Source organism: Pseudomonas sp. IT-P74 (assembly GCF_949768175.1).
In the GTDB taxonomy this organism is placed as follows: domain Bacteria; phylum Pseudomonadota; class Gammaproteobacteria; order Pseudomonadales; family Pseudomonadaceae; genus Aquipseudomonas.
In genome coordinates this window covers 64,904-85,206 of sequence record NZ_CATKQD010000003.1, presented here as the reverse complement: position 1 = coordinate 85,206, position 20,303 = coordinate 64,904, and the positions used below count along the sequence as shown (strand labels likewise).

Here is a 20,303-nt window from a genome sequence, read left to right as displayed (position 1 = left end):
TTCTGACCGCCCTATCCAGCAGGACACCTGCCCTTATCATGCCGCGGCGCACTCCACCGGTGCCAACGCCTGCGTCGCCCCCACCCCACTCAATACCAAACGCCCTTCTATTCTGCTTTGCACGGTTTCAAATGTGCTGTATTTTTACACAACAACTGTTATGTAAAACATACAATAGATATGACAGAGGCGAAGATGGATTCAGATAACGATGAATTGTCGCTGCCGGCGCGCCAGCGACGCTTGCTGCTTCAGGCGATTGGAAGCGTCACCTTGATCGGAGGGGTTGCTCTGAGCGGGCGGGCCACGGCTCAGGTGCCACATGCTGGCCAGGACGACGTCCTTGACGTCTCCATCATCGGGGCAGGACTGGCCGGCCTGACTTCGGCGCGGGACCTGCGCCGCGCTGGCTGCGAGTCTTTCGTCGTACTCGAGGCCCGGGACCGTGTCGGTGGGCGCACCTACAACCACGACCTGGGCAAGGGCGTTGTGTCGGAAGCCGGTGGCGAGTGGATCGGCCCCGGCCAGACGGCCATTTTCGACCTGGCCCGCGAACTCGAGATCGACACCTTTCCGACCTGGTACCATGGCAAAAACATCTACCTGGTGGGTGACGCTAAATTCGAGCAGGACCTGACCAAAGGCCAGAACTCCAACGCCTCGATAGTCGAGAAGCTGAATGAACTCGCGCGGGGAGTGCCCAGCAAGGAGCCATGGACCGCGACGGATGCGACCGCCCTGGACAAACTGTCGGTCGGCGAGTGGCTTGCACAGCAGGGAGTCAGCAATGAGAGCAAGCTCGGCTTCGACACCTCCATCGGCCTGACAACGGGTACCCCTCCCTCAGTCCTGGCGCTATTGCACTACCTGTCCCTCATCAACTCCGCCGATTGCCGCATGGAAAAACTCGAGGGGTTCAAGGGCGGCGCCCAGGAAACTCGCTTCGTCGGCGGCTCACAGATCCTCAGTATCAAGATGGCAGAGGCACTGGGTGACAAGGTCAGATTGTCCTGCCCGGTGCGCAAGATCGTCGGCTGGGACCAAGATGTGGTCGAACTGCATACCGACCAGGGCGTCATTCGCGCCCGACAGGTCATTGCTGCACTGCACCCGGCCTTGTGCAACCAGATCAGCTTCGATCCTCCTCTCCCCAGCGGACGCGCGCAGTTACAGCGCCTCTGGCCGTCCCATGCCCCCATGCGCAAGACCGTGCATGTCTACGAGCGTCCGTTCTGGCGGGACAAGGGCCTGAACGGCCAGATCACGCAAGCCGACGGACCGCTGATCCTGTCCTATGACAACTCGCCTCCGGATGGCGGCGTCGGTGTCCTCAGCGCCTTTGTCAGAAGCGGCCAACTGCCCCATGATGCCAACGCCGCCCAAAGCGCCCTGTCAGCCATCTATGCGCAAGCAATGGGCGACGAAGCGTTGCACCCCATCCAGTTCCACGACCACGACTGGGGCAAGGTCGATCCCTGGACCCTTACCTGCGTCGCGTCGATACCACCCGGTTTCCTGACCAAATGGGGCCAGTACCTGAAACCGTCGGTCGGCTGCCTGATCTGGTCGGGCACTGAAACGGCCGATCTCTGGGCCAGTTCGATGGATGGTGCTATCCGTGCCGGCCACCGCGCAGCACTCGAGGCGCTCCAGGCGTTGGTTAAACGTCGGAGGAGCGTGTGATGAAGCGAGCATTTGTGATTGGGGCGGTCGTAACTGTGGCGGCCCTGGCAGTATCGAGCGTGATATATGGCCCGGAGATGGTGGCGGGCTATCGCTTCATGGACGCCCTCGACCAGCATTATGCCAACTACGAGGCCAATGGCGGCGCCTGGCCACAGATTCAGGATTCCTGCGCACTTTGCCACGGCGCCAATGGCCAGCCCCGGGACGCGCAGTACGCTTCCCTGGCCGGTCTACCCGCGCCATACATCGAAGCCCAATTGCACGCCTTCGCCGAAGGGCATCGACACAGCCCGCAAATGAGCCCGCTCGCGGCACATCTGACTACAGATCAAATCAAGTCCCTGGCGGGCTATTTCGCGCGTCAGCAGCCGGAAAGGACAGAGTCCCCGAGCCGCGATGAAGCGCTGGAACAACGCGGACAAGCCACAATCGCGACCAGGGGATGCGCCGCCTGCCATGGCGAGGGTCTGTCGGGTAGCCCGCTCGCTCCCCGAATTGCGGGCCAGGGCGAACGCTACTTGATAGACCAGCTCACCGCCTTCAAGCAGGGGCAACGCAAGGACCCCAGCCAGGTCATGAACGCTATGACCAGTACACTCTCGGAGGAGGAGATCAGGGCCACGGCCCACTTCCTGGCCAACCAGACACCAACTTCGCCCCCGGGAGCCAAATAATCCGTTGTTCGTGAAGGTGGGAATGGACGCTCACCTGCCGCGCATTCCCATTCGAAAGACAGAACTCCCCCCGGATCTACAGAGAGGCCGGAGTCAAGGAATGAGCCGCCAGAAAATGGCGGCTCATTCCATGCAACTCGCAAATCGGTCAGCGGGCCTGCACAAGCGATCGAGACGAACCTCCCATCGCGCGCGCCAGCGCGCCATAGGCGTAATACAGTTGGACCATGGTGTAAGACCAAGTGGTCAAGGCAAAGGTCATGAATATCATTTTGGTGTCGTCACCCGCGATCGGGAAGAAGTCATAAACGAGAGCCACGACCAGGGCGACCGCAGCACCCACCGCCGTGGCCAGGGCGTGCAGGTTCTCTCGGGCACAAACCAATTGCCAGGTGAAATACGCGAGATAAATTGTGTAGCCCGACCACATGATCACATAGAAGTACGGGAGCGGTTCGCGAACGAAATCAGCCAGGACGAGCACGAAGGTGGCAGCGAATGAAGCCGCGAATATCACGACATCCTTGGAAACCGATGGTTTGTAATTATGGGTGACCGCCATCAGGCCAAGAGTGGCAACAATCGGTATACCGAACCCGCGGGAAAAGGCATCGAGAAAGAATGAGATGCTGTAGTTAAACTTCCACTCAGTGAGGAGGTATATCAGAAGATTCGACCCGGAGAAGGCAACGATCAGCCACTCGAAACCGAGCAGATAATTCTGTTTTTTAAGAAACTTGATCCCGTAAGTCACTCCGCAAAGAATCAACAGAGCGCAAGCAAGCAACGCAAAGGTATCCTTGATTTCCATAGTAATAGCCTCTATCAAATACTGAACTCAATACATCACTTCGCCACAGGAGCGAGTGCCGCGAGATAATGGGCAAGTGCTTTGCGATCATCCGCGGACAACGTCGTGACAATGGCGGTCATCGCGCCTGACGGATCCTTGCGGCGACCCAGCGCAAAAGCATTCAGCTGCGCCAGCAGGTAGTCATGCCCCTGCCCGGCCAACCGCGGGAATTGGTCGTGCCCCATCAGACCTTCACCATGACAAGCGGCGCAGCCCCCGCTCGCCACCAGCTTCTTGCCCTTCTCCTGCAGAGCGGGATCAGGCCTGAACGACCCGTTTTGAGCAGCAGGGTGCTTGGCGAAGTACTCCGACAGGAGCTGAATGTCAGCCTCACTCAGGCTCAACGCCAGCGGGCCCATGTTCGGGTTGGCTCGCTCGCCGCTGGCGAAGTGGCGCAACTGAGCCGCCAGGTAGGGAGCCGGCTGGCCCGCGAGGCTGGGGTAACCCTGATGCAGCGAGTTGCCCCGGGCGCCATGACAACCGACACATGCATCGGTCAGGCGGGGCCACGCCCCACCATCAGCCTGCCGCGCCTCGCTGGACGTGCTGATGTGAGTCAGCAGGCGATAAAGATCGAGCAGGTCCCGGCCGTAAACAGCCAGCAGGCCGGCAACGACCGTAACAAATCCCAGCAAAATCCACTTCTTCATATTCACCTCCTATGCCCGACGCAAGGCGTTAAGGGCCTGCAGGGCACTCTGGTGGCCCGAGCGCACGGCGCCATCCATGTAACCGGCCCAGATATCGGCGGTCTCGGTACCGGACCAGATCAGATTGCCGCAGGCCGGCCGCAGCGCCTCGCCATGGGTGCTCCAGAATCCCGGAGGTATGGCCGAAATGCAGGTGATCGACCAAGGATCGTCACGCCCCCAATCCTGATCGTGATAGGCCACGGGCTGCAGCGCTTTGTCCCCCCAGGCGCGCGCGTAGAGTTCCGTCAGGATGCGCTTCGCCGTTGCAGGGTCCGAGGGCAGATTGGCGTTGGAGATGAAGGCATTGATGACGCCCACGTCCCCATTGGGTGGCGAGTTATCCCAGGCCCAGATAATGGGACCGTTGAGCATGATGATGTGCCCGTTCAGGCCCTTGTCGCGCCAGAACGGCCGGGAATACACCATGGCTGTCTTGCGCGCCGGGGAGTGCGCTGGCCAGGCACGCTGCAGAGCGGCACGCGCTGGCGGCAGGGGCGGATCGAACTGCACCTGGTTGCAGAGGGCAGGATGGATGGCCACGATAACCTTGCGCGCACGCACCAGCCCCTGGTCCGTGTGTAGTGTGACGACCTCGCGATCCCAGTCGGCAATCCTGCGGACCGGGCACTGCAAGCGCACCTTGTCCCCCAGTTGCCCAGCCATTCTGGTGCTGAGAATCTGCGAGCCGCCGACAAACCGAGTACCCTGGGCGCTGTCCTTGATCGAGTCGAGCTTTTCGTAATCACAGCTAGCTGAGTTGATCATGGACAGGAAATGCAAGAGCCCCATTTTGGCCGGCGTTACACCACCGCTCAGCGTCATGCTGGCATCCCAACCTGGCTGATCCTCGGGTTTGATGTTTTGCCGGGCCAGCCAATCGCCAACCGAAAGCTTGTCCAGCTCCGCTGCCTTCGGCGAATTCCAGGGCGCCCCCGAGGGCACATCGCGCGAAAGCTCGCTGAGCTTTCCAGCGACGGTCATATCAGTGCCGAAGGTTCCCTTGAGATCGACCTCAAGGCGGCCGTCGCCGCCGAGAATGACCGTGCTGCCTTCGTAGAAGCTCGGGAAGGTTCCCACCTCCAGCTGCCGCGCGAGATCCTCGACAGCGGTCTGACCCGGCCCGATCCACTGGCCACCGACCTCGGAAACATGGCCGTTGCCCATGTCGAAATTGAGGGTTCGACCTCCCACGCGGTCCCGTGCCTCGAGGACCACGAAGGACTGGCTGCCGGCCAACTGCAGGTCCCGGGCGGCAGTCAATCCAGCCAGGCCAGCGCCTATGATGGCGACATCCAGAACATCGCCCGCCTCGCCAGTGGCTGCACCGGCATGCGCCAGCCCCACTTTCAGGCCGAAACCTCCTACGGCCACGGAGGCACCGGCGAGTTTCAGAAATTGTCTACGTTTTGAATCGAGTCCGGTATCGGAGTCAGGCCTCTTGGCCATGGCTAATGCCTCACGCAGCGGTTAATCGAGATCACTGACCAACAGGTATTTCGCTGCGCAACATTGGCGAAGCGAACATGATCAGTGGCATGGGAAACATCGGAACAACGATGATCAGCTACGCCGCTGCAGGGCCCTCCAGTTCGTCCACTCATCAAGCGCTTTGGCCGCCACGAGGCCAACATTCATGGCGCACCACTGCAGGGGTTCGGGAAGCATTGAAGGTGTCTTGTGGTGCAACGCCTCCAATAGCGGATTCTCGACACCACTGATTCGCTCGGCGAGTAGCAGCCCCATGAGCGATTGGGTAGCAACACCGTGCCCCGCACACCCAGCCGTGTAGAGGATGTTTTGCTGTGCCCCGGTTGCGCCCACCACCGGCAGAGCGTCGTACGCCATGCTGACGTAACCGCTCCAGCAGGATTGGATGCCAAGGCCGCGCAGGGTCGGAAAGCGCTCGTGCAGCGCCAGCGCCAATGCGCGATAGGCGCTGTCGTCCGGCACGTTGGGTGTCTTCGAGCCATAGACGTAACTGAGCTGCTTGGTGGTCAGCACCAGCGTGTTACGTGCAGTCAGGCGGTGACTCTCCATGGTGATATGCGGCGTCACAATGCCTTCGCGCCCTCGCCAGCCGAGCGATGACAACTGCGTCGCGGACAGCGGCCGGGTTTCGATCGCAGAAACCCGGAACGGCGCGACCTTATTGCGCAGCAGGCCCAGTTGTGGGGTAAAGGCATTGGTGGCCAGCACCATGATTGGCGCACTCGCGCTACCGTGCGAGGTCTTGCAGGTGATGGTTCGCCCCTCGCTATAGGACAGCAGCGGAGTTTGCTCGTACAGCTTCACGCCCGCCTGAATCGCTGCACGGCGCAGCCCCAGTACGTACTTGCCCGGATCCAGCGTGCCGCCGTGCTGTGTGCAACCGAACAGGAAGGCTGGCGGAATCCCGCGTGCACGCATCTCGGCCTGATCCACGAAGCGCGTGATCGAACCCAGATCGAGCCCGACGTCCATGCTCTTGCGCAGTCGCTTTTCCTGCGAGGGATGAACGGCGGCGCGGATGAGCCCGGAAGGGTTGTAGTCGCAGTCGATGCCCAGCTCGATCAACCGCTTTTCCACATAGGGGACGCCTGCATCGTAGAAACGGACGATCTGCTTCGCCTGCTCGCGCCCCACTCGACTGACGAACAATTCGAACTCAAGCCCCATGCTGCCGGCAAGGTAGCCCGCATTGCGCCCACTGGCGCCAAAGCCGGCAAATTCTTGCTCGAGGACGATGACTTTGGCCCCGCGAGCCGTCAGCTCCAATGCGGTGGACAATCCAGCGAAGCCGGCACCGACCACTATCACGTCGGCGCTGACATCGTCCTGTAGCTGCAGTTGCAGATCGTCCGGCTTATCCATCCACCCACCAAAGCGTCGAAACTGCCCCGGATCGGTGAGGGTTATGAGGTTTTCGTTGCGATGGTGGGTAGACATGGCGGGTTCTCCTAGCGAGTCAGAATATGGACAGCCACGGCGCCTTCCTCGATGCCGATGAGTCCCCCTCCGTTTTCCTGGATCGCATGGCGTGCGCCCTGGACCTGGCGAGCCCCTGCCTCGCCCCGCAGTTGGGTGGTCAGCTCGAACAACTGACCAATGCCCGTTGCGCCGAGCGGGTGACCTTTGGATTCCAGGCCGCCAGAGGGATTGATCGGTATCCGACCGCCCACGGTGAAATCACCGCGCTCGGCACAGATCCCGCCTTGCCCCAGGGGCGCCAGGCCGAGATTTTCCGATTGAATGATCTCGCCCATCGCGGAGGCGTCATGGACCTCGGCGACCTGCATGTCCTGCGGGCCTAGCCCGGCGATCTCGTAGGCCTGAAGCGCGGCCAGGTGGCTGACATGCTTCTCGGGTTCGGCCAGGTCGCGCAGGGTGAAACTGCGAATCACGCTGGCGGCGATCCGCACGCAACGTTTGGGGTCGGCACCTATGCGCTTCAGGCCCGCCTCGGTGCAGATGATCGCGGCTGCAGCGCCGTCGGTCATCGGTGCGCACATCGGCAGGGTGATCGGATAGGTGATCGGCGGCGCGGCCAGCACTTCTTCGATGGTGAATGGCTTGCGAAACTGCGAATAGGGGTTGTGCACCGAGTGATTGTGATTCTTGGCGCACACCGCGGCGATCTGGCGCTGGGTGGTGCCGTAGGTCTTCATGTGCCAACGGCACATGGCCGCGTAGATGGCCATGAACTTGCTGTACGGTCGATCAGACTCGGAGCCCGCCGGAAGGACGATGCCCTCCCCCATCCTCACTAGCGTCGCGTAGTTCTCCTCGGCGGTGGAGACGTCCCAGCCAGCCTCGAACAGGGCAAGGGTTTTCATCTTGTCGGGTACGACCATCTTCTCGGCGCCCAGGGCCAGCGCCACGTCGGTGGCGCCGGCGCGCAGGCTCTGCACTGCCAGATGAACGGCGGTACTGCCCGAGGCGCAAGCATTTTCGACGTTGTAGATCGGCCCCCCTTCAATGCCGATCTTGCTGCACACCACCTGCCCGGGGATCGACAGCTGCCCCTGCAAGTGGCCGTTGGTGATGCCGGCGTAGAAGACGGCACCAATATCGGAGCGTTGGGCGCGGGCATCCGCCAGCGCACCATTGAGTGCCTCCAGGGCCATGTCCTGGAGGCTGCGATCCGGATGGCGCCCGAACTCGGTCATGGCGATGCCGGCAATATAGATTGGTTCCATCAGATGACTCCTGGACTTCAGATTTGCCGTTTAGCGTCTTGCCAATAACGGGCACGCAGGTCTTTCTTCAGCACCTTGCCGACCGGGCTGCGCGGTAGGGACAGCACTATGTCCACCGTCTTGGGTGCCTTCACCGAGCCCAGCTGTTCCTTGCATAGGGCAATCAGCACTTGCGCGTCGACGGTTTGACCCTCGTTCAACTCGATGACGGCCTTGACCGCCTCGCCCCACGTCTCGTCCGGCACACCGATCACCGCACAGTCGCGCACAGCGGGATGCCCCCAGATCACCTGCTCGACCTCGCTCGGATAGACGTTGAAGCCACCCGAAATGATCATGTCCTTCTTGCGGTCGGTGATATGCAGATAACCATCGGCATCGAGATGACCGATATCGCCGGTATGCAGCCAGCCATCGATGATGGTTTCGGCGGTCTTCTGCGGGTCCTTGTAATAGCCCTTCATGATGAGATCGCCGCGTACGCAGATCTCACCAGTTTCTCCCTGCGGCAGAATCACGTTGTCGTCGTTCATGATCTCGACGCGAACCAGGGGATTGGGTCGGCCGACGGAGGACAGCCGCTCATCACCCGCAACATGTCCATCTACAAAGTGCTCGCCCGGCGTCAGATGCGCGATGGCGCCTGGTGCTTCGGTCTGTCCGTAGCCTTCCATCATGACTGGCCCGAAGACCTCGATCGCCTGGCGCAGCTTCTCGACCGACATCGGCGCCGCACCGTAGAGGAAGTAGCGTAATGACGAGAAGTCGACCTTCTTGTTCAGATCGGGAATGTCGAGCAGCCGATAGATGACAGTCGGCGGCAGGAAGAACTCAGTCACCTTGTACTGCGCGATTGCCGCGAGCAGCAGTTGCGGTTCCGGCTTAGTGATCACGACAACCGTCCCGCCCCTGGCCGTGCAGGGCATGGACAGCATGCCGGCGGTGTGGGTCATCGGCGCCGCCGCCAGATTCACAGGCCTGGCGTTGGCCGGATAAGGGGTATTGATCATGAAGTGCGCAAAGCTGGTCTGCACGCTGCGATGCGTGTTCATGACGCCCTTGGGCAAGCCCGTCGTACCGCCCGTGGGACCCACCCAGATTACGTCTTCCTGATCAATGTCCACTTGCGGGTTGGTTGCCGGCTGCTGCGCGACGAAGTGCTGAAGCGACTCGGCACCTTCCACCTCGCCGTCGATGCAGATCCACCGGCGGATCCCGGGCAATTGCGGCCGCAAGGCAGCAATCACCTCGGTAAACTCGCGCTGAAAGAACAGGATCTCGCAATCGAAGGCGTCCAGCACGTATCGGTTTTCCTCGGGCGCATTGCGCGCGCCCACCGGAATCCAGCACAGATTGGCGCGCCAGAGGCCTAGCGCACAGAGCCAGGCCGTCACATCGTTGGCCGCCCAGACCGCGCCCTTGACTCCGGACGCGAACCCCTGCGTGAGGAGCGCGTTGGCGATGCGGCAGGACAGTTCCCCCGCTTCAGTAAAGGTCGTGACCTTGCCGTCCTGGATGTATGCCGCGCCATGCGGATTGATCCGCCAGCCACGATCGAAAAAATCAATAATCGCCATCTTCGTCACTTCACAGTTGGGTAATGGTGGCGCGTGCCAGGCCGCGCTGCTCGAGGAAGCCGAGCATGTAGCGGTGACCGAAGGCCTTCGAGGACGAGGCGAAACCCACCTTGGCGACGTCGTTGTCCAGCAGCTTGGCCACTGCCGCCGCTTGCAGGGCGCCGGTGGCGATGTAGGGGGTGATGCCGTGCACGGTCGCACGGACTGCCGTCAGTTGACCGCGGCCGATCGCGAAGTCCACTGTGCGCTGCAGGGTGCTGCGCTCACGGGGCGGCATGCTCGGCGTGGTCGAATCCACAAGACTCTGGATCACCTCATCCTGCTGTTCCTTCGGCAGGTGCTTGTATTCGGCTTCCCACTTCTGCCCCAGCGCGTGGACACTCTTCATCACAGGGTTGTCGTAGAAGCCGACGCAGGACATGCAGCTGCGCACACGCGCATCCTGCTCGAAATACACTGGCAGCGAGGTTCCGCCCCAGGGCAGGCAGAACACCGACTCCATCAGATTGGGGCAAACGATGTTGAAGCTCGCGTTGGGCGCATACGGAACCAGCGCCTTGTCCCACAGATAGGAGCCCTGATGGCGAAAGCCTTCGAAGATGGTGGCGGTGGAGCCCACGGTCACACCGGCGGCACCGACACGCGGTCCACGGGTCAGAGTCGCGGTTTCCAGGGAGTCCACGCCGGGGGTTTCCAGGGCCAGCTCGGCAGCGATCTCGGCGAAGGTGTACATGTAGGCGAGCGACGGCGACAGCAGCAGGCCAGCCTGGCGGAACAACTCGCCGAACTCATCACGCAGTGCACGAATGTGCTCCTGCTCACCGGCAGGGTCCAGGTAGTGACAGCCGGCCTTGAGCGCGGCCTCGACCGCCACCTTGCCGAAATTGACGAACGGGCCGACGGTGTTGCAGACCACGCGCGCGCCCTTGAACACCTTTACAAGCGCTTCGACCTCGTGCGGGCACTCGATGATTTCATATTTGGCCGACTCCAGGCCGACGACGCGTTGCGCCATCATTTCCTGGGCACGACCGGCGTTGCGCGCCACAGCAGTGAAAGGAATGTTCTGGTCGATCAGCCAGTCCATGGTCAGCATGCCGGTGTAACCACTGGCGCCATAGACAACGACAGGATATTTGGCCATTTCGTGTTCCTCGCTTTCTTATTGGATGATTTTTACAGGGTGGGTTTTGTCGGCTCAGCCCTGGGCCCAGCCTTCGGCGTAGAGCTGCTGGGCCAGCAACCCCAGGCGCATGGTCAGGACACGGTTTTCACCGTCCTCGATCAAAGCGGCCTGTGTGTCTCGCAACAGCTTTTCGATCGGGTATTCGCGCGTCGTCCCGTTACCCCCGAACAGGCGGAAGGCTTCCTCGACAACGGCCAACGCCTCTTCAGTCACCGTGACCTTGGCGGAGGCAGTGGCGTAAGGGTGGGTTTGCGGCGACAGACGAGCAAAGCTCAGCGAACGACGAGCCACGGCGCGGGCGATCTCTACGCGGCGCAACATTTCGCCCAGACGCAGGCGCGTCATCTGATGGTCAATCAATATCCGACCGCCCTGGCGACGCTCGTGGCAGTATTGCAGCGCATACTCGAAGGCTGCCCGAGCGACGCCAGTGAAGACTTGGCTCATGTGAGTACCGGCATAGGACCAGGACGAGCTGACGGCGCCGTAGTAGGCATCTCGCTCGGCGATGGCAAAGCGCCGAGGTACCCGCACACTGTCAAAATAGATCTCACCCTGAGGCAAGGAACGCTGCCCGATCTTGTCCAGCGGCTTGCCCTTGGAAACCCCCTTGAGGTCCAGCGGGATGACCACGGCGATGCCATGGGGCAGTCCGTTGCTATCGAAAAAGCCGTCACCGTAGTCGGCGCACATCAGGCCAAAGGCGACCTGCGCTACTGCGCCATTGGACACCCAGGCCGAGCTCTGTCCATTGATGATGATCTCGTCGCCGACGACCTTTGCGGTCAGGTTGCCGATGTTAGCCTGCTGCCCCGCGGGCCAATCGCGCGCTATATCGAAGAGTTGATTGTCGCTCCCTCGATCAGGCTGGGTGGCCATCCAGCAACCGATTCGGCCCTGACAAAGCTCCACCAGTTCAGCATTGCCGGCAGCGGCCGCCATCTGTAGCGGGAAACCGGCACAGCCGAGAGAAACCGCCAGGCCTGCATCACCCCAGCCAAGCTCTTCACCGATCAGGGATTCGATCCGCACCGCCATTTCCGGCGGCAGCTCTGCCAGCAGCGCGGGATCCAGTCCCAGCTTGGCGAACTCACTGAAGAGTGAGTAATAAGGCGAGCCAGGAGCGATGACCTCCTCGGCTTTCATCCGGTCCAGTTCACGACCCAGCGGCCGCAGCACCTCTTTGGAGAAACGGTGTACCGAGGCCTGGATCGCTGCTTCTTCTTCGCTCAGGGGGGATTCGAAACCGGACAACCCGGCAGCCGGCAACGTCATGGTGGATTTGAGCGTAATCATCAGAGCACCCTCGCCGGAACCGGCCCGCAAGTCATTGGCTGGCGACCGCTCAGGCAGTTGAGTTCGATAGTGGATGGGGCCTTTGGCGTTTCGCCCAGAAAGCCTCTGGCAACGGCCAAGCCGTTGTTCGGACAGGAACCAGCCTTGGAATCTTTCATGTTCGACCTCCTGGGGGCCTTTTGTTGTTTTGTCGACTTTAACAAGGAGTTTTATTTTACGCAACGACTGTTATGTTAATAATAATCACGCACAAGACTTTCCCTGAAAGCGAGCCCTTATGGTTCGCCAGTCGTTCAACCGGGAGATGGAAGACCCAGTGCAGGCACCACCTGACAACAGGCCAAAAAGTACGACGTGCCCTGCTCATCCAGCGGGTTCCTGGCATGCAGGCTGTGGGAGCAACGGACACTTGCGCGCAGATAAATCCGCTATGCAGGGTGCCCCGAAAGGACGCCCTCTCCGATGACTAAAGCGCCTTTGAAGAGAGCATGTCCTGAATCGTCTGAGTGGCTTCTCGAGTTCTGCCCGCGAGCTTCTTCACCTCATCTGCCACTACGGAAAATCCGCGCCCCGCATCACCGGCTCGTGCCGCTTCGATTGCTGCATTGAGGGCGAGCATGTTGATCTGGTCAGTGATGCTCTTGATCACGTTCACGACCTGCGAAATCTGTTCGTAAGTCGCCTGTATGCCAGCCAACTCGCGCGCACGGAGCGTTTGCGCAAGCTTTTCGTCCGAGATATCACGTACAGCCCCGATGATGCGGCGCAGCCTGCCACTGCGATCCATCACGCCCTGGCCCCTTTCGCGGTACCAGATCTCGCCTTTGAATTTGTGCCTCATTCGGTACTCGACCGTATAGCCTGAGTAAGGGTCCGCGGCATTGAGGTATTGCGTCACCACCTTCATGACATGCTTCAGATCATCCGGATTGACGATTGAAAAATACCCCTCCCAGTCATCCTTGAAATCCTGTTCCGAATAGCCCACGAGTTCGCGGAACTGCTTCGACCAGCGAAGCTGGTTTTCAGGGTGATCCGGATTTCCGTCAACAATAAACAGCTCCCAGCAAACCTCTGTGAGCGCATTCTTGGTCACTTCCCAGACCTGTTCCTTTTCCCTGCATGAAACCAACTGCTCATTCAGATCGGACAGCTTCAGGTTGCTCTCCTTGATTTCACATTGAAGCTGGTGCATTTCATCCCGAGCGGCTTGCAGAGAATTTTTCAAATCCCTGACCAGAGCACTTTCAGAGTCATCTGATCTCTGACCAGCACTGATATGCTCCTGATGGTTGAGCCGCCGCGCCAGCCCATCGAAGCTGTCAGCCAACCATGGATATTTGCTGATCAAATCGTCTTGGAAATCGGGGGCTGGCTGACCACTCAACAGCGACGATATTCGCGAGCTGACCTCTTCAGCCAGACGCTTGAGCTTTCTTCCGGAAAACATGGGTCCTCCTTAAAAACAGTCGAATTCATGATTGGCTGATTTCAAAAAAAAGGGACCGGACGTCGGATCCGACGAGGTCCCTCAAAGGGAGGAATCAAAATCAGCTATGGGGTCAAAGAACAGAGTCAACAACTCGCCGTTCCAGCGACGTCTCGAGAGATGCCTTTACTTGATTTTTACCGGCACCACACCACGTCGAGAAAACAGAACGGGATAGTCATTGCCGCTGAGTAATGCAGCCGTCAGCGAAACGCCATCGGGCGTCTTCTGCTCCTGGAAACTCCCTCCTCCATCGCTGCTGCGTACCATCAGCCCATCCAGACCGACCACGACTACCTGCTTTCCCGACACCGCGATGGCCGTGATTGAACTCTTGCTCTCCAGAGGCACGCGTTGCCAAACCTGTCCGTCCGCGGTGCCATGCAGCAGTGTGCCGCGCTGGCCACCGACCAGCAGGGTGCCATCGGCCAACACGGCTCCCGACCAAAGCGTGCCCTCATAGCCGGTATCCAGATAGCTCCAGCTTTTCCCATAGTCATCGGAACGCAACACCTGGCCTCGTTCGGCAGCGGCATACACGCTGCCGTGAGCGTCGACGAAAAGCCCCATCAAGTTCAGATCGGCACGGCTAGATCCTGGTGGGGCTTTAAGCTTCTGCTCATCCCAGGTTTTTCCGCCGTCATCGGTCGTCAACACCAGTGACCAAAGGCCGACGGCGACACCTTGTTCGGCGTTGAAAAAATGCACAGCGAACAGTGGCCGATCCTCATTGCTGGACAGTCGTTGAATCTGCCAGGAGTCACCACCGTCGTTGCTGGCCAGAACCGCCCCCCAGTGACCCACCGCCCAACCTTGCCTGGAATCGACGAATGAAACACCGGTCAGTGGCGTGGACAACGGTACCGAGCTTGCCTGATGGAAGCTTTTCCCTTGATCATCGGAAAGCAACACCATGCCATGATCGCCAACGGCGACCACACGATCCTTTGCCCATGCAGCATCCAGAAAGGTGGCCTGCGTGGCGTTGCTCGAAGGGACTGCCGGCACAGCTTCCAATGCAGATGCCTGAAGTGTGACCAGTGGCAGCACTGCAGCGAGTAAAGCCCCCATGAATGAAATCATGTATCGCATGTTGCTTTTCTCCTCAGTGCGCCAGTGCGCCGACCATGCGCACAGCGCGCTTACGCGGGAACACCCGCTCGAGCCAGACGGCGAAAGCCGGTAACACGGTCATGGCCATGACCATGTTGACCATGAACATGAAGGCGAGCAGCTTGCCCATATCGGCCTGGAACTTGAGGTCGGAGAACGCCCAGGTGGCGACGCCGACTGCCAGAGTAATCGCGGTAAAGATGGTTGCCACACCGACTTCGAGCAAGGCGTGCTCGACAGCCTTGGCGATCGGCAGGCCTAGAGATTGATGCAGTTGCATGCGGTTGTAGATGTAGAAGGCGTAGTCAACACCGATGCCAACCGCCAATACCATCACCGGCAGCGTCGCGATGGTCAGACCGATCTGTAGTTCCTTCATGAACCAATAGCCGATAAAGGTACCAATGGTCAGAGGAAGGCAACACACCAGCACAGCGCGCAGATCCCGATAAACGACAAATACCAGCAGCGCGATTGCGGCATAGACATACAGCATCATGGGTGTCTCACTTTTTTCAACTTCCTCGTTGATGGCTGCGATCACCCCTGCATTACCCGAGGCCAGTCGCACCGTCACCCCTGGCATCGGGAATTCGCGACGAAAGGCCTTGGCGGCTTCGATCACCTTGTTGATAGTCGTTGCCTTGTGGTCCGCCAGGTACAGGTGTACGGCGGCCATGCTGCAATCAGAGCGCATGATTCCCGGAATACGAGCCACTTCGGTAGCCAACGAGGAGTAGTTCGCCGGATCGATGGGCACCGCATTCATTTTCGGATTGCCCTCGTTATAACCCTCGTTGAACTGGCGCATGCTGGTGGAAAATGCGGCAACCGATACCACTCCGGGTACGCCTTCCATTTCCCACACAAAGCGATCCTGGTACTGACCCAGGGCGACCTCTTCGCAGGCGACTGAAGCGCCGTCACCAGACTTGCCCGGATTGACCTCGAAGACGACGCTTAGCCAATCCAGGCCAATGTCGTAGCTGCTGGCGATGGCTACTGCATCTCGGTTGAAGCGAGAATCCTCACGCAATTCCGGTGCTCCTGCCTGCAGGGAACCAACGACTCGGTCATGGCTTTGCCAGACCGCCGCGAGAAAGACGAGCAAAGCAACACAAAGCACCCATTTGGCATTACGCCATTCGGTGAGCCTGACCAGTCCATGCAACCAACGGGCACGGCGTTGACGGGAGGTCTCCTCGGTCGCGGCGTAGTCACCGTCGACCCGCAGCATCGACGCCACCAACGGCAACATCACCAGATTGGTGATGATCTTGAAGGACACACCGAGCGACGCGGTGATGGCCAACTCGCGTACCATCGGAATCGGGATCAGCACCAACGTTACAAAGGAAACAAAAGCGGTCACCAGTGCCAGCGTGCCGGGGATCAGCAAACCGCTGAAGCTGGAACGCGCCGCCTCCTCGACGCACTTGCCATGGGCGATTTCCCGCACGATGAAATTTATCTGCTGCACGCCATGGGACACGCCGATGGCGAACACCAGAAAGGGCACCAACACGGCAAGCGGGTCGAGGCCATAGCCAAGCAACCTTAGACTGCCAAACTGCCAGACCAGCGACGCCAATGAACACCCCACTGCCAGCAGAGTGAAACGTACGGAGTGGCAGTACCAGTACACCGCAACGGCCGTCAGCAGCAATGCCAGCAGGCAAAACTCCAATACTGCAGACGCGCCATCGGCAATATCGCCGATCTGCTTCGCAAAGCCGATGATCTGAATGTCGAAATCACCGTCCTCGAACTGCTGACGAATTTGCTTTTCCAGGACCTGGTTGTAGGCCACATAGTCCAGACGCGCGCCAGTGGCATCAAACTCGTTGAGTTCGACGGTGATCATCGCGCTGCTCTGATCCCGCGAGACCAGCGTGCCGATAAAGCCCCCCTGAGCCGTCGAATCGGCGATCCTGGCAATGGTTTCATCATCGAGGCGTTCGGGGGTTACCGTACCCGGTACAAGTGGATCTGCACGGAAGCCCTCCTCGGTTATCTCGTTGACGAAAGCGTTCGGCGTCCACAACGAACGCACGCTGCTACGCGAAACATTGGGCAGAAAGGTGACTGCCTGAGTGACGTCATACAGACGCTTGAGAGCCGTCTCGCTCCAGATCTTGCCTGCGCGAGCCTTGACCACGATGGTCAGGCGATTCGCCCCCAACAGGTCATTGCGGTATGCCTCGAACGTTTCTACATATTCATGGCCGATGGGTAGCTGCTTTTCAAAGCCGGCATCCATACGCAACTGAACAGCAAACCAGGCCATGATCAGAGTGAAGATGACCAGACTCGCCAGTACTAACCGGCGATGCCCGAAAAGCCAACTTTCGATGCAAGGCAGCACACCACGCCCCCGTTTGACGGGCACTTTTACGGAAATATTCAAGACATGCCTCACAGAGTGCGCGAAATCACGAAACCGACATAGTCGCGATCACCCAACAATTGATCGTAGGGGGTATCGCCTCCCATGAACTTCGCGTAGTTGAAAGAGACCTGCCAACTTGCGGGGTTACGCACGAGGTTCAAATACAGGTTCATGCTGCTGGCACCCTCGGTGAAGGTTGCAGACAGATTGGGTGTCCGTCCGCCCAGGGAGCGCGAATAGAAGATCCCAGGCGTAACCTGCCAACCCGGAAGCAACGTCCCGTCATAGGTGAGGCTGAAATCCACATTGACGCCCGATGAGGTTTTGTCGCCCTTGGCCGTCGGCGGGGTCGATGGATCCAGCTGCCAGGTGTTCAAACCCGCGGAAATCAGCTCACCGTCGACACTGTCATGCAGATCGGGATACTTCACGACCACCAATTCAGACAGCAAGGTGCCCGTGCTGGCGCCAGTGAAGTCAAGCAGCCCTGGGGAGTTTGAGGGTGTCAGGCTGTATAGGCCGGTCAGGTGCCACTGGAATTTTTTCTGGTCGTCCCAGCATTTGCCGCCATTGTTTGCACAGAGATCAAGAACAGGGTTGAGTGGCACTGCATCCTTGGGACGGTAGGACAACTCCGTGCCGACAGCCCAGTCGCCAATCGGCATGTTGGCGCTGATGCCATAGAGCATACGATCTTCCGGATATACCCACTTTTGCGAAAGGGCGAAGGTCTCCGGATCGAGCACCTGCACCGTCAGCGACGGCAGCTTTTCGTGATAGCGCATCACGTAAAGGCCGAGATTGAGATCGGTGTCATCCGGTTGCCAACGCAGCGAGATGCCCCACTGTCCGCTATCCCGAGCGCCCTTATCGTCGAACCCGTAGGATTGCATGCCCTCACCGAGCCCGTGAGTGGTCGACCAGTAACTGCCAACGGGCGGCAACTCGCTCTTGTTCCAGCCGAACTGATAGTAGGCCTCTATGTTCAGACCCGAACCCAGACCCGAAGCGAGGCTGAGCATCGGGGCCGGCAGCACGGCTTCCTTGAGTTGGACACCAGGACGCGCGAGGGCCTGGTAATCGTAAGCGTTGGTGTTGTTGATGCCACCCACCACGAACAGGCTTTCGCCCCAGTTGATCACCTGGTTGCCCAAGCGAGCCCGTACGCGCTGATCGCCGACATCGAAGCTCTTGCTCACCCACAGGTCGAGCAGGCGAGCCTTGAATTCGAGGTCGTCACGCGCATCATTGGTAAGACCGTCGCCGCCAACGTCCGCGGGTGTGTTGAAAGACAGGGCGCCGGTGGTATCGGTGGCGGCGAAGTCACGAATCCAGCTTCCACGCGCCATGAAGGTGAAGTCCTCCGGTAACTTCAGCAGCAACTCATGGGAGCCTTTGATGTAGTTGGTGAACAGGTCACCCTTGTCGTAGTTCAAGTTGCCCTGATCACCAATGCCAGAAGTTTGTGCCAGGCAACCACTGGGCGGGTTGTGTCCGGTAGCGCCGGTATTGACCAGATTGCAGGATTGCGAATCGGTGCGCAGGCCCATGCCCAAGGCGATGGTGGAATCGAATGAACCACGGATGTTCTCGGTTTCAAACGTGAATGCCATTGCCAAAGGGGTTGCACACACGATGACAAGGCCTGATGCTTTTGTGATTATTTTTTTCATGATGGCTCTCGATCGATCGCTTTTTAGCGTTCACTGATGGCACGCAAGTTGTCGGAGGTGTAGAAGTCACGCTTCAGGCGGGGGTTGCCGGTACTCTCGGTGAGCCAGCGGTGATCGTTCTTGCCCACTCCGACAGACGTCATGTCGTACAGGTAGCGACCGTCAACCAGGTTGTACTGCGCCTGTGCCTCCATATCGCAGGTGCCTGTCTCGTAGACCGGGATCGTATAGCCTTCGCGAACCTTCCAGATTTGCCCTTGCTTGTCGTAGTCGACAGCCATCAGCGCGTTCCAGCTATCCTCATCGATGTAGAAGAGTCGCTTCGGAGCCTGGTGGCGCATGCCCTGGCGAACTGTGGCCTCGACGACCCAGACACGATGCAATTCATAGCGGCGTGATTCGGGCGCGATGTAATCACGCTTGGCCACATTCTCAATGTTGGCAGAGGCGTCATAGGCCCCGAAGGCGTTGTAGGGCACCAACAACTCCTGCTTGCCGACCAGCTTCCAGTCGAAGCGGTCCATCGGCCCGAAGAACACGTTCGACTCATCGATGGTGTACTGATTGTCGAGACCAATTTGCGGAGAGTCGTAGGAGTAGGCGGGCATGCGACGCACACGACGCTGACCGGGGAAGTAATAGAACGTGGTCGCCTGTTCGCCAGCCTTGGTAGTCACCACACCGGCCTGTCCGGCAAGGGCAGCAGGATCCAGATAGGAGAAATAAGTGGCGACTTCCAGGCGATCGAAGGAAGAGAACAACGCACTGCCCTTTTCTCCCCATGGGGTATACATGAACCAGTCCGTCGAAGTACGCAGCCAGTCGCTCCCCCCCTTGCGCGGCGATATCCCGGAAACGGTCTTGGACATATCGAAACCAACGCCGCGGTAGCGCATTTTCATGTTCCACATCACCTCGGCACCGGTGCTCGGCATAGGGAATGGAATACCGGGTACGTGAGCTTCTTTCAGGGCCAGACCATCGGCATCCAATGTGGCGAATCCGACGTTCTTCCTGGTGTTATCAGCGACGAAGTCGGGCACACCGCAGCTACGACGGGTCGGATACACATCCATGCGATAGCCCGGGATTTTCTTGAACAGTTCCACCTGACCGGGTGAAAGCTTTTCCGCATATTGCGAGACATTGTTGGAGTCGATACTGAAAAGCGGCTTGTCGTTCTTGAATTTCCAGGATTGACCACGCACCTGGCCATAAGACCAGCCACTGCCCTGCGGACCGGGTGATGTCCAGGCCGGGATGACCCCATCAGCACTTGCCGCGACCTCCCCTCCCAGCGGCGTTAGCTTCGTACCGAGCAGCGCAGGATCCTTCTGTGCAGCTTGAACAGTGCCGATAGCAGCCATTGCTGCCAATGCCACGATCAGATGCCTGACTCCACTTCTGGTGGAGATGCCGGCGCAGGGCCGCTCAATAACTTCATTCATTGGAAGATCCTCATGGGGCTGGAACCGGCGGCGCGACCTTCCTGGAGGGAAG

The 20,303-nt window shown here is 59.6% G+C and carries 16 protein-coding genes; 2 read left to right on the top strand and 14 right to left on the bottom strand.

What is annotated here, in order from left to right; genetic code table 11:
* Positions 1-195: 195 nt before the first annotated feature.
* Both ACM6J5_RS03040 and ACM6J5_RS03035 read left to right on the top strand, forming a co-directional pair.
* Entirely contained in the window at positions 196-1,683 is a 1,488-nt protein-coding gene (locus tag ACM6J5_RS03040; RefSeq protein ID WP_414927792.1) for a flavin monoamine oxidase family protein, read from the top strand.
* The gene (locus ACM6J5_RS03035) at positions 1,683-2,360 is read left to right on the top strand and encodes a c-type cytochrome (protein WP_414927791.1); all 678 of its coding nucleotides are present in this window, start codon (positions 1,683-1,685) and stop codon (positions 2,358-2,360) included. Before ACM6J5_RS03040 ends, ACM6J5_RS03035 begins: the two co-directional genes overlap by 1 nt.
* A 148-nt stretch (positions 2,361-2,508) precedes the next feature.
* On the opposite strand, the gene ACM6J5_RS03030 is transcribed toward ACM6J5_RS03035, so the two are convergent.
* The 14 genes from ACM6J5_RS03030 to ACM6J5_RS02965 all read right to left on the bottom strand — a co-directional run bounded on the left by ACM6J5_RS03030 (position 2,509) and on the right by ACM6J5_RS02965 (position 20,251).
* The gene (locus tag ACM6J5_RS03030) at positions 2,509-3,171 is read right to left on the bottom strand and encodes a hypothetical protein (protein WP_414927790.1); all 663 of its coding nucleotides are present in this window, start codon (positions 3,169-3,171) and stop codon (positions 2,509-2,511) included.
* A 35-nt stretch (positions 3,172-3,206) separates the two neighbouring features.
* Positions 3,207-3,863: a c-type cytochrome gene (locus tag ACM6J5_RS03025; protein WP_414927789.1), complete on the bottom strand. Its 657-nt coding sequence runs from the start codon at positions 3,861-3,863 to the stop codon at positions 3,207-3,209.
* Positions 3,864-3,872: 9 nt separating this feature from the next.
* Positions 3,873-5,351, bottom strand: coding sequence for a flavin monoamine oxidase family protein (locus tag ACM6J5_RS03020; protein ID WP_414927788.1), 1,479 nt, complete (start codon positions 5,349-5,351; stop codon positions 3,873-3,875).
* 114 nt (positions 5,352-5,465) lie between these two features.
* Entirely contained in the window at positions 5,466-6,830 is a 1,365-nt protein-coding gene (locus ACM6J5_RS03015) for an NAD(P)/FAD-dependent oxidoreductase (protein ID WP_414927787.1), read from the bottom strand.
* A gap of 11 nt (positions 6,831-6,841) precedes the next feature.
* Entirely contained in the window at positions 6,842-8,080 is a 1,239-nt protein-coding gene (locus tag ACM6J5_RS03010) for a thiolase family protein (protein ID WP_414927786.1), read from the bottom strand.
* Positions 8,081-8,097: 17 nt separating this feature from the next.
* The gene (locus tag ACM6J5_RS03005; RefSeq protein WP_414927785.1) at positions 8,098-9,657 is read right to left on the bottom strand and encodes an AMP-binding protein; all 1,560 of its coding nucleotides are present in this window, start codon (positions 9,655-9,657) and stop codon (positions 8,098-8,100) included.
* A gap of 10 nt (positions 9,658-9,667) precedes the next feature.
* Positions 9,668-10,801 (bottom strand): saccharopine dehydrogenase family protein, encoded by a 1,134-nt coding sequence (locus tag ACM6J5_RS03000; protein ID WP_414927784.1) that lies wholly within the window; start codon positions 10,799-10,801, stop codon positions 9,668-9,670.
* A 54-nt stretch (positions 10,802-10,855) separates the two neighbouring features.
* Entirely contained in the window at positions 10,856-12,139 is a 1,284-nt protein-coding gene (locus tag ACM6J5_RS02995; protein WP_414927783.1) for an acyl-CoA dehydrogenase family protein, read from the bottom strand.
* Positions 12,139-12,297 carry a hypothetical protein gene (locus ACM6J5_RS02990; protein ID WP_414877149.1) on the bottom strand — a complete coding sequence of 53 codons (159 nt, stop codon included), beginning with the start codon at positions 12,295-12,297 and terminating at the stop codon, positions 12,139-12,141. The genes ACM6J5_RS02995 and ACM6J5_RS02990 overlap by 1 nt, the downstream gene beginning before the upstream one ends.
* Before the next feature lie 308 nt (positions 12,298-12,605).
* On the bottom strand, positions 12,606-13,589 hold the full coding sequence (locus tag ACM6J5_RS02985; RefSeq protein WP_414927782.1) for a PAS domain-containing methyl-accepting chemotaxis protein: 984 nt from the start codon (positions 13,587-13,589) through the stop codon (positions 12,606-12,608).
* 165 nt (positions 13,590-13,754) lie between these two features.
* Complete coding sequence (locus ACM6J5_RS02980) at positions 13,755-14,720, bottom strand: WD40/YVTN/BNR-like repeat-containing protein (protein ID WP_414927781.1); 966 nt, start codon at positions 14,718-14,720, stop codon at positions 13,755-13,757.
* A 13-nt stretch (positions 14,721-14,733) separates the two neighbouring features.
* On the bottom strand, positions 14,734-17,148 hold the full coding sequence (locus ACM6J5_RS02975) for an efflux RND transporter permease subunit (RefSeq protein ID WP_414927780.1): 2,415 nt from the start codon (positions 17,146-17,148) through the stop codon (positions 14,734-14,736).
* An 8-nt stretch (positions 17,149-17,156) separates the two neighbouring features.
* A complete protein-coding gene (locus ACM6J5_RS02970) occupies positions 17,157-18,803 on the bottom strand; it encodes a DUF1302 domain-containing protein (protein WP_414927779.1) in 1,647 nt (548 codons plus the stop codon).
* A 23-nt stretch (positions 18,804-18,826) separates the two neighbouring features.
* Positions 18,827-20,251, bottom strand: a complete 1,425-nt coding sequence (locus ACM6J5_RS02965; protein WP_414927778.1) for a DUF1329 domain-containing protein — start codon at positions 20,249-20,251, stop codon at positions 18,827-18,829.
* Positions 20,252-20,303: the final 52 nt, after the last annotated feature.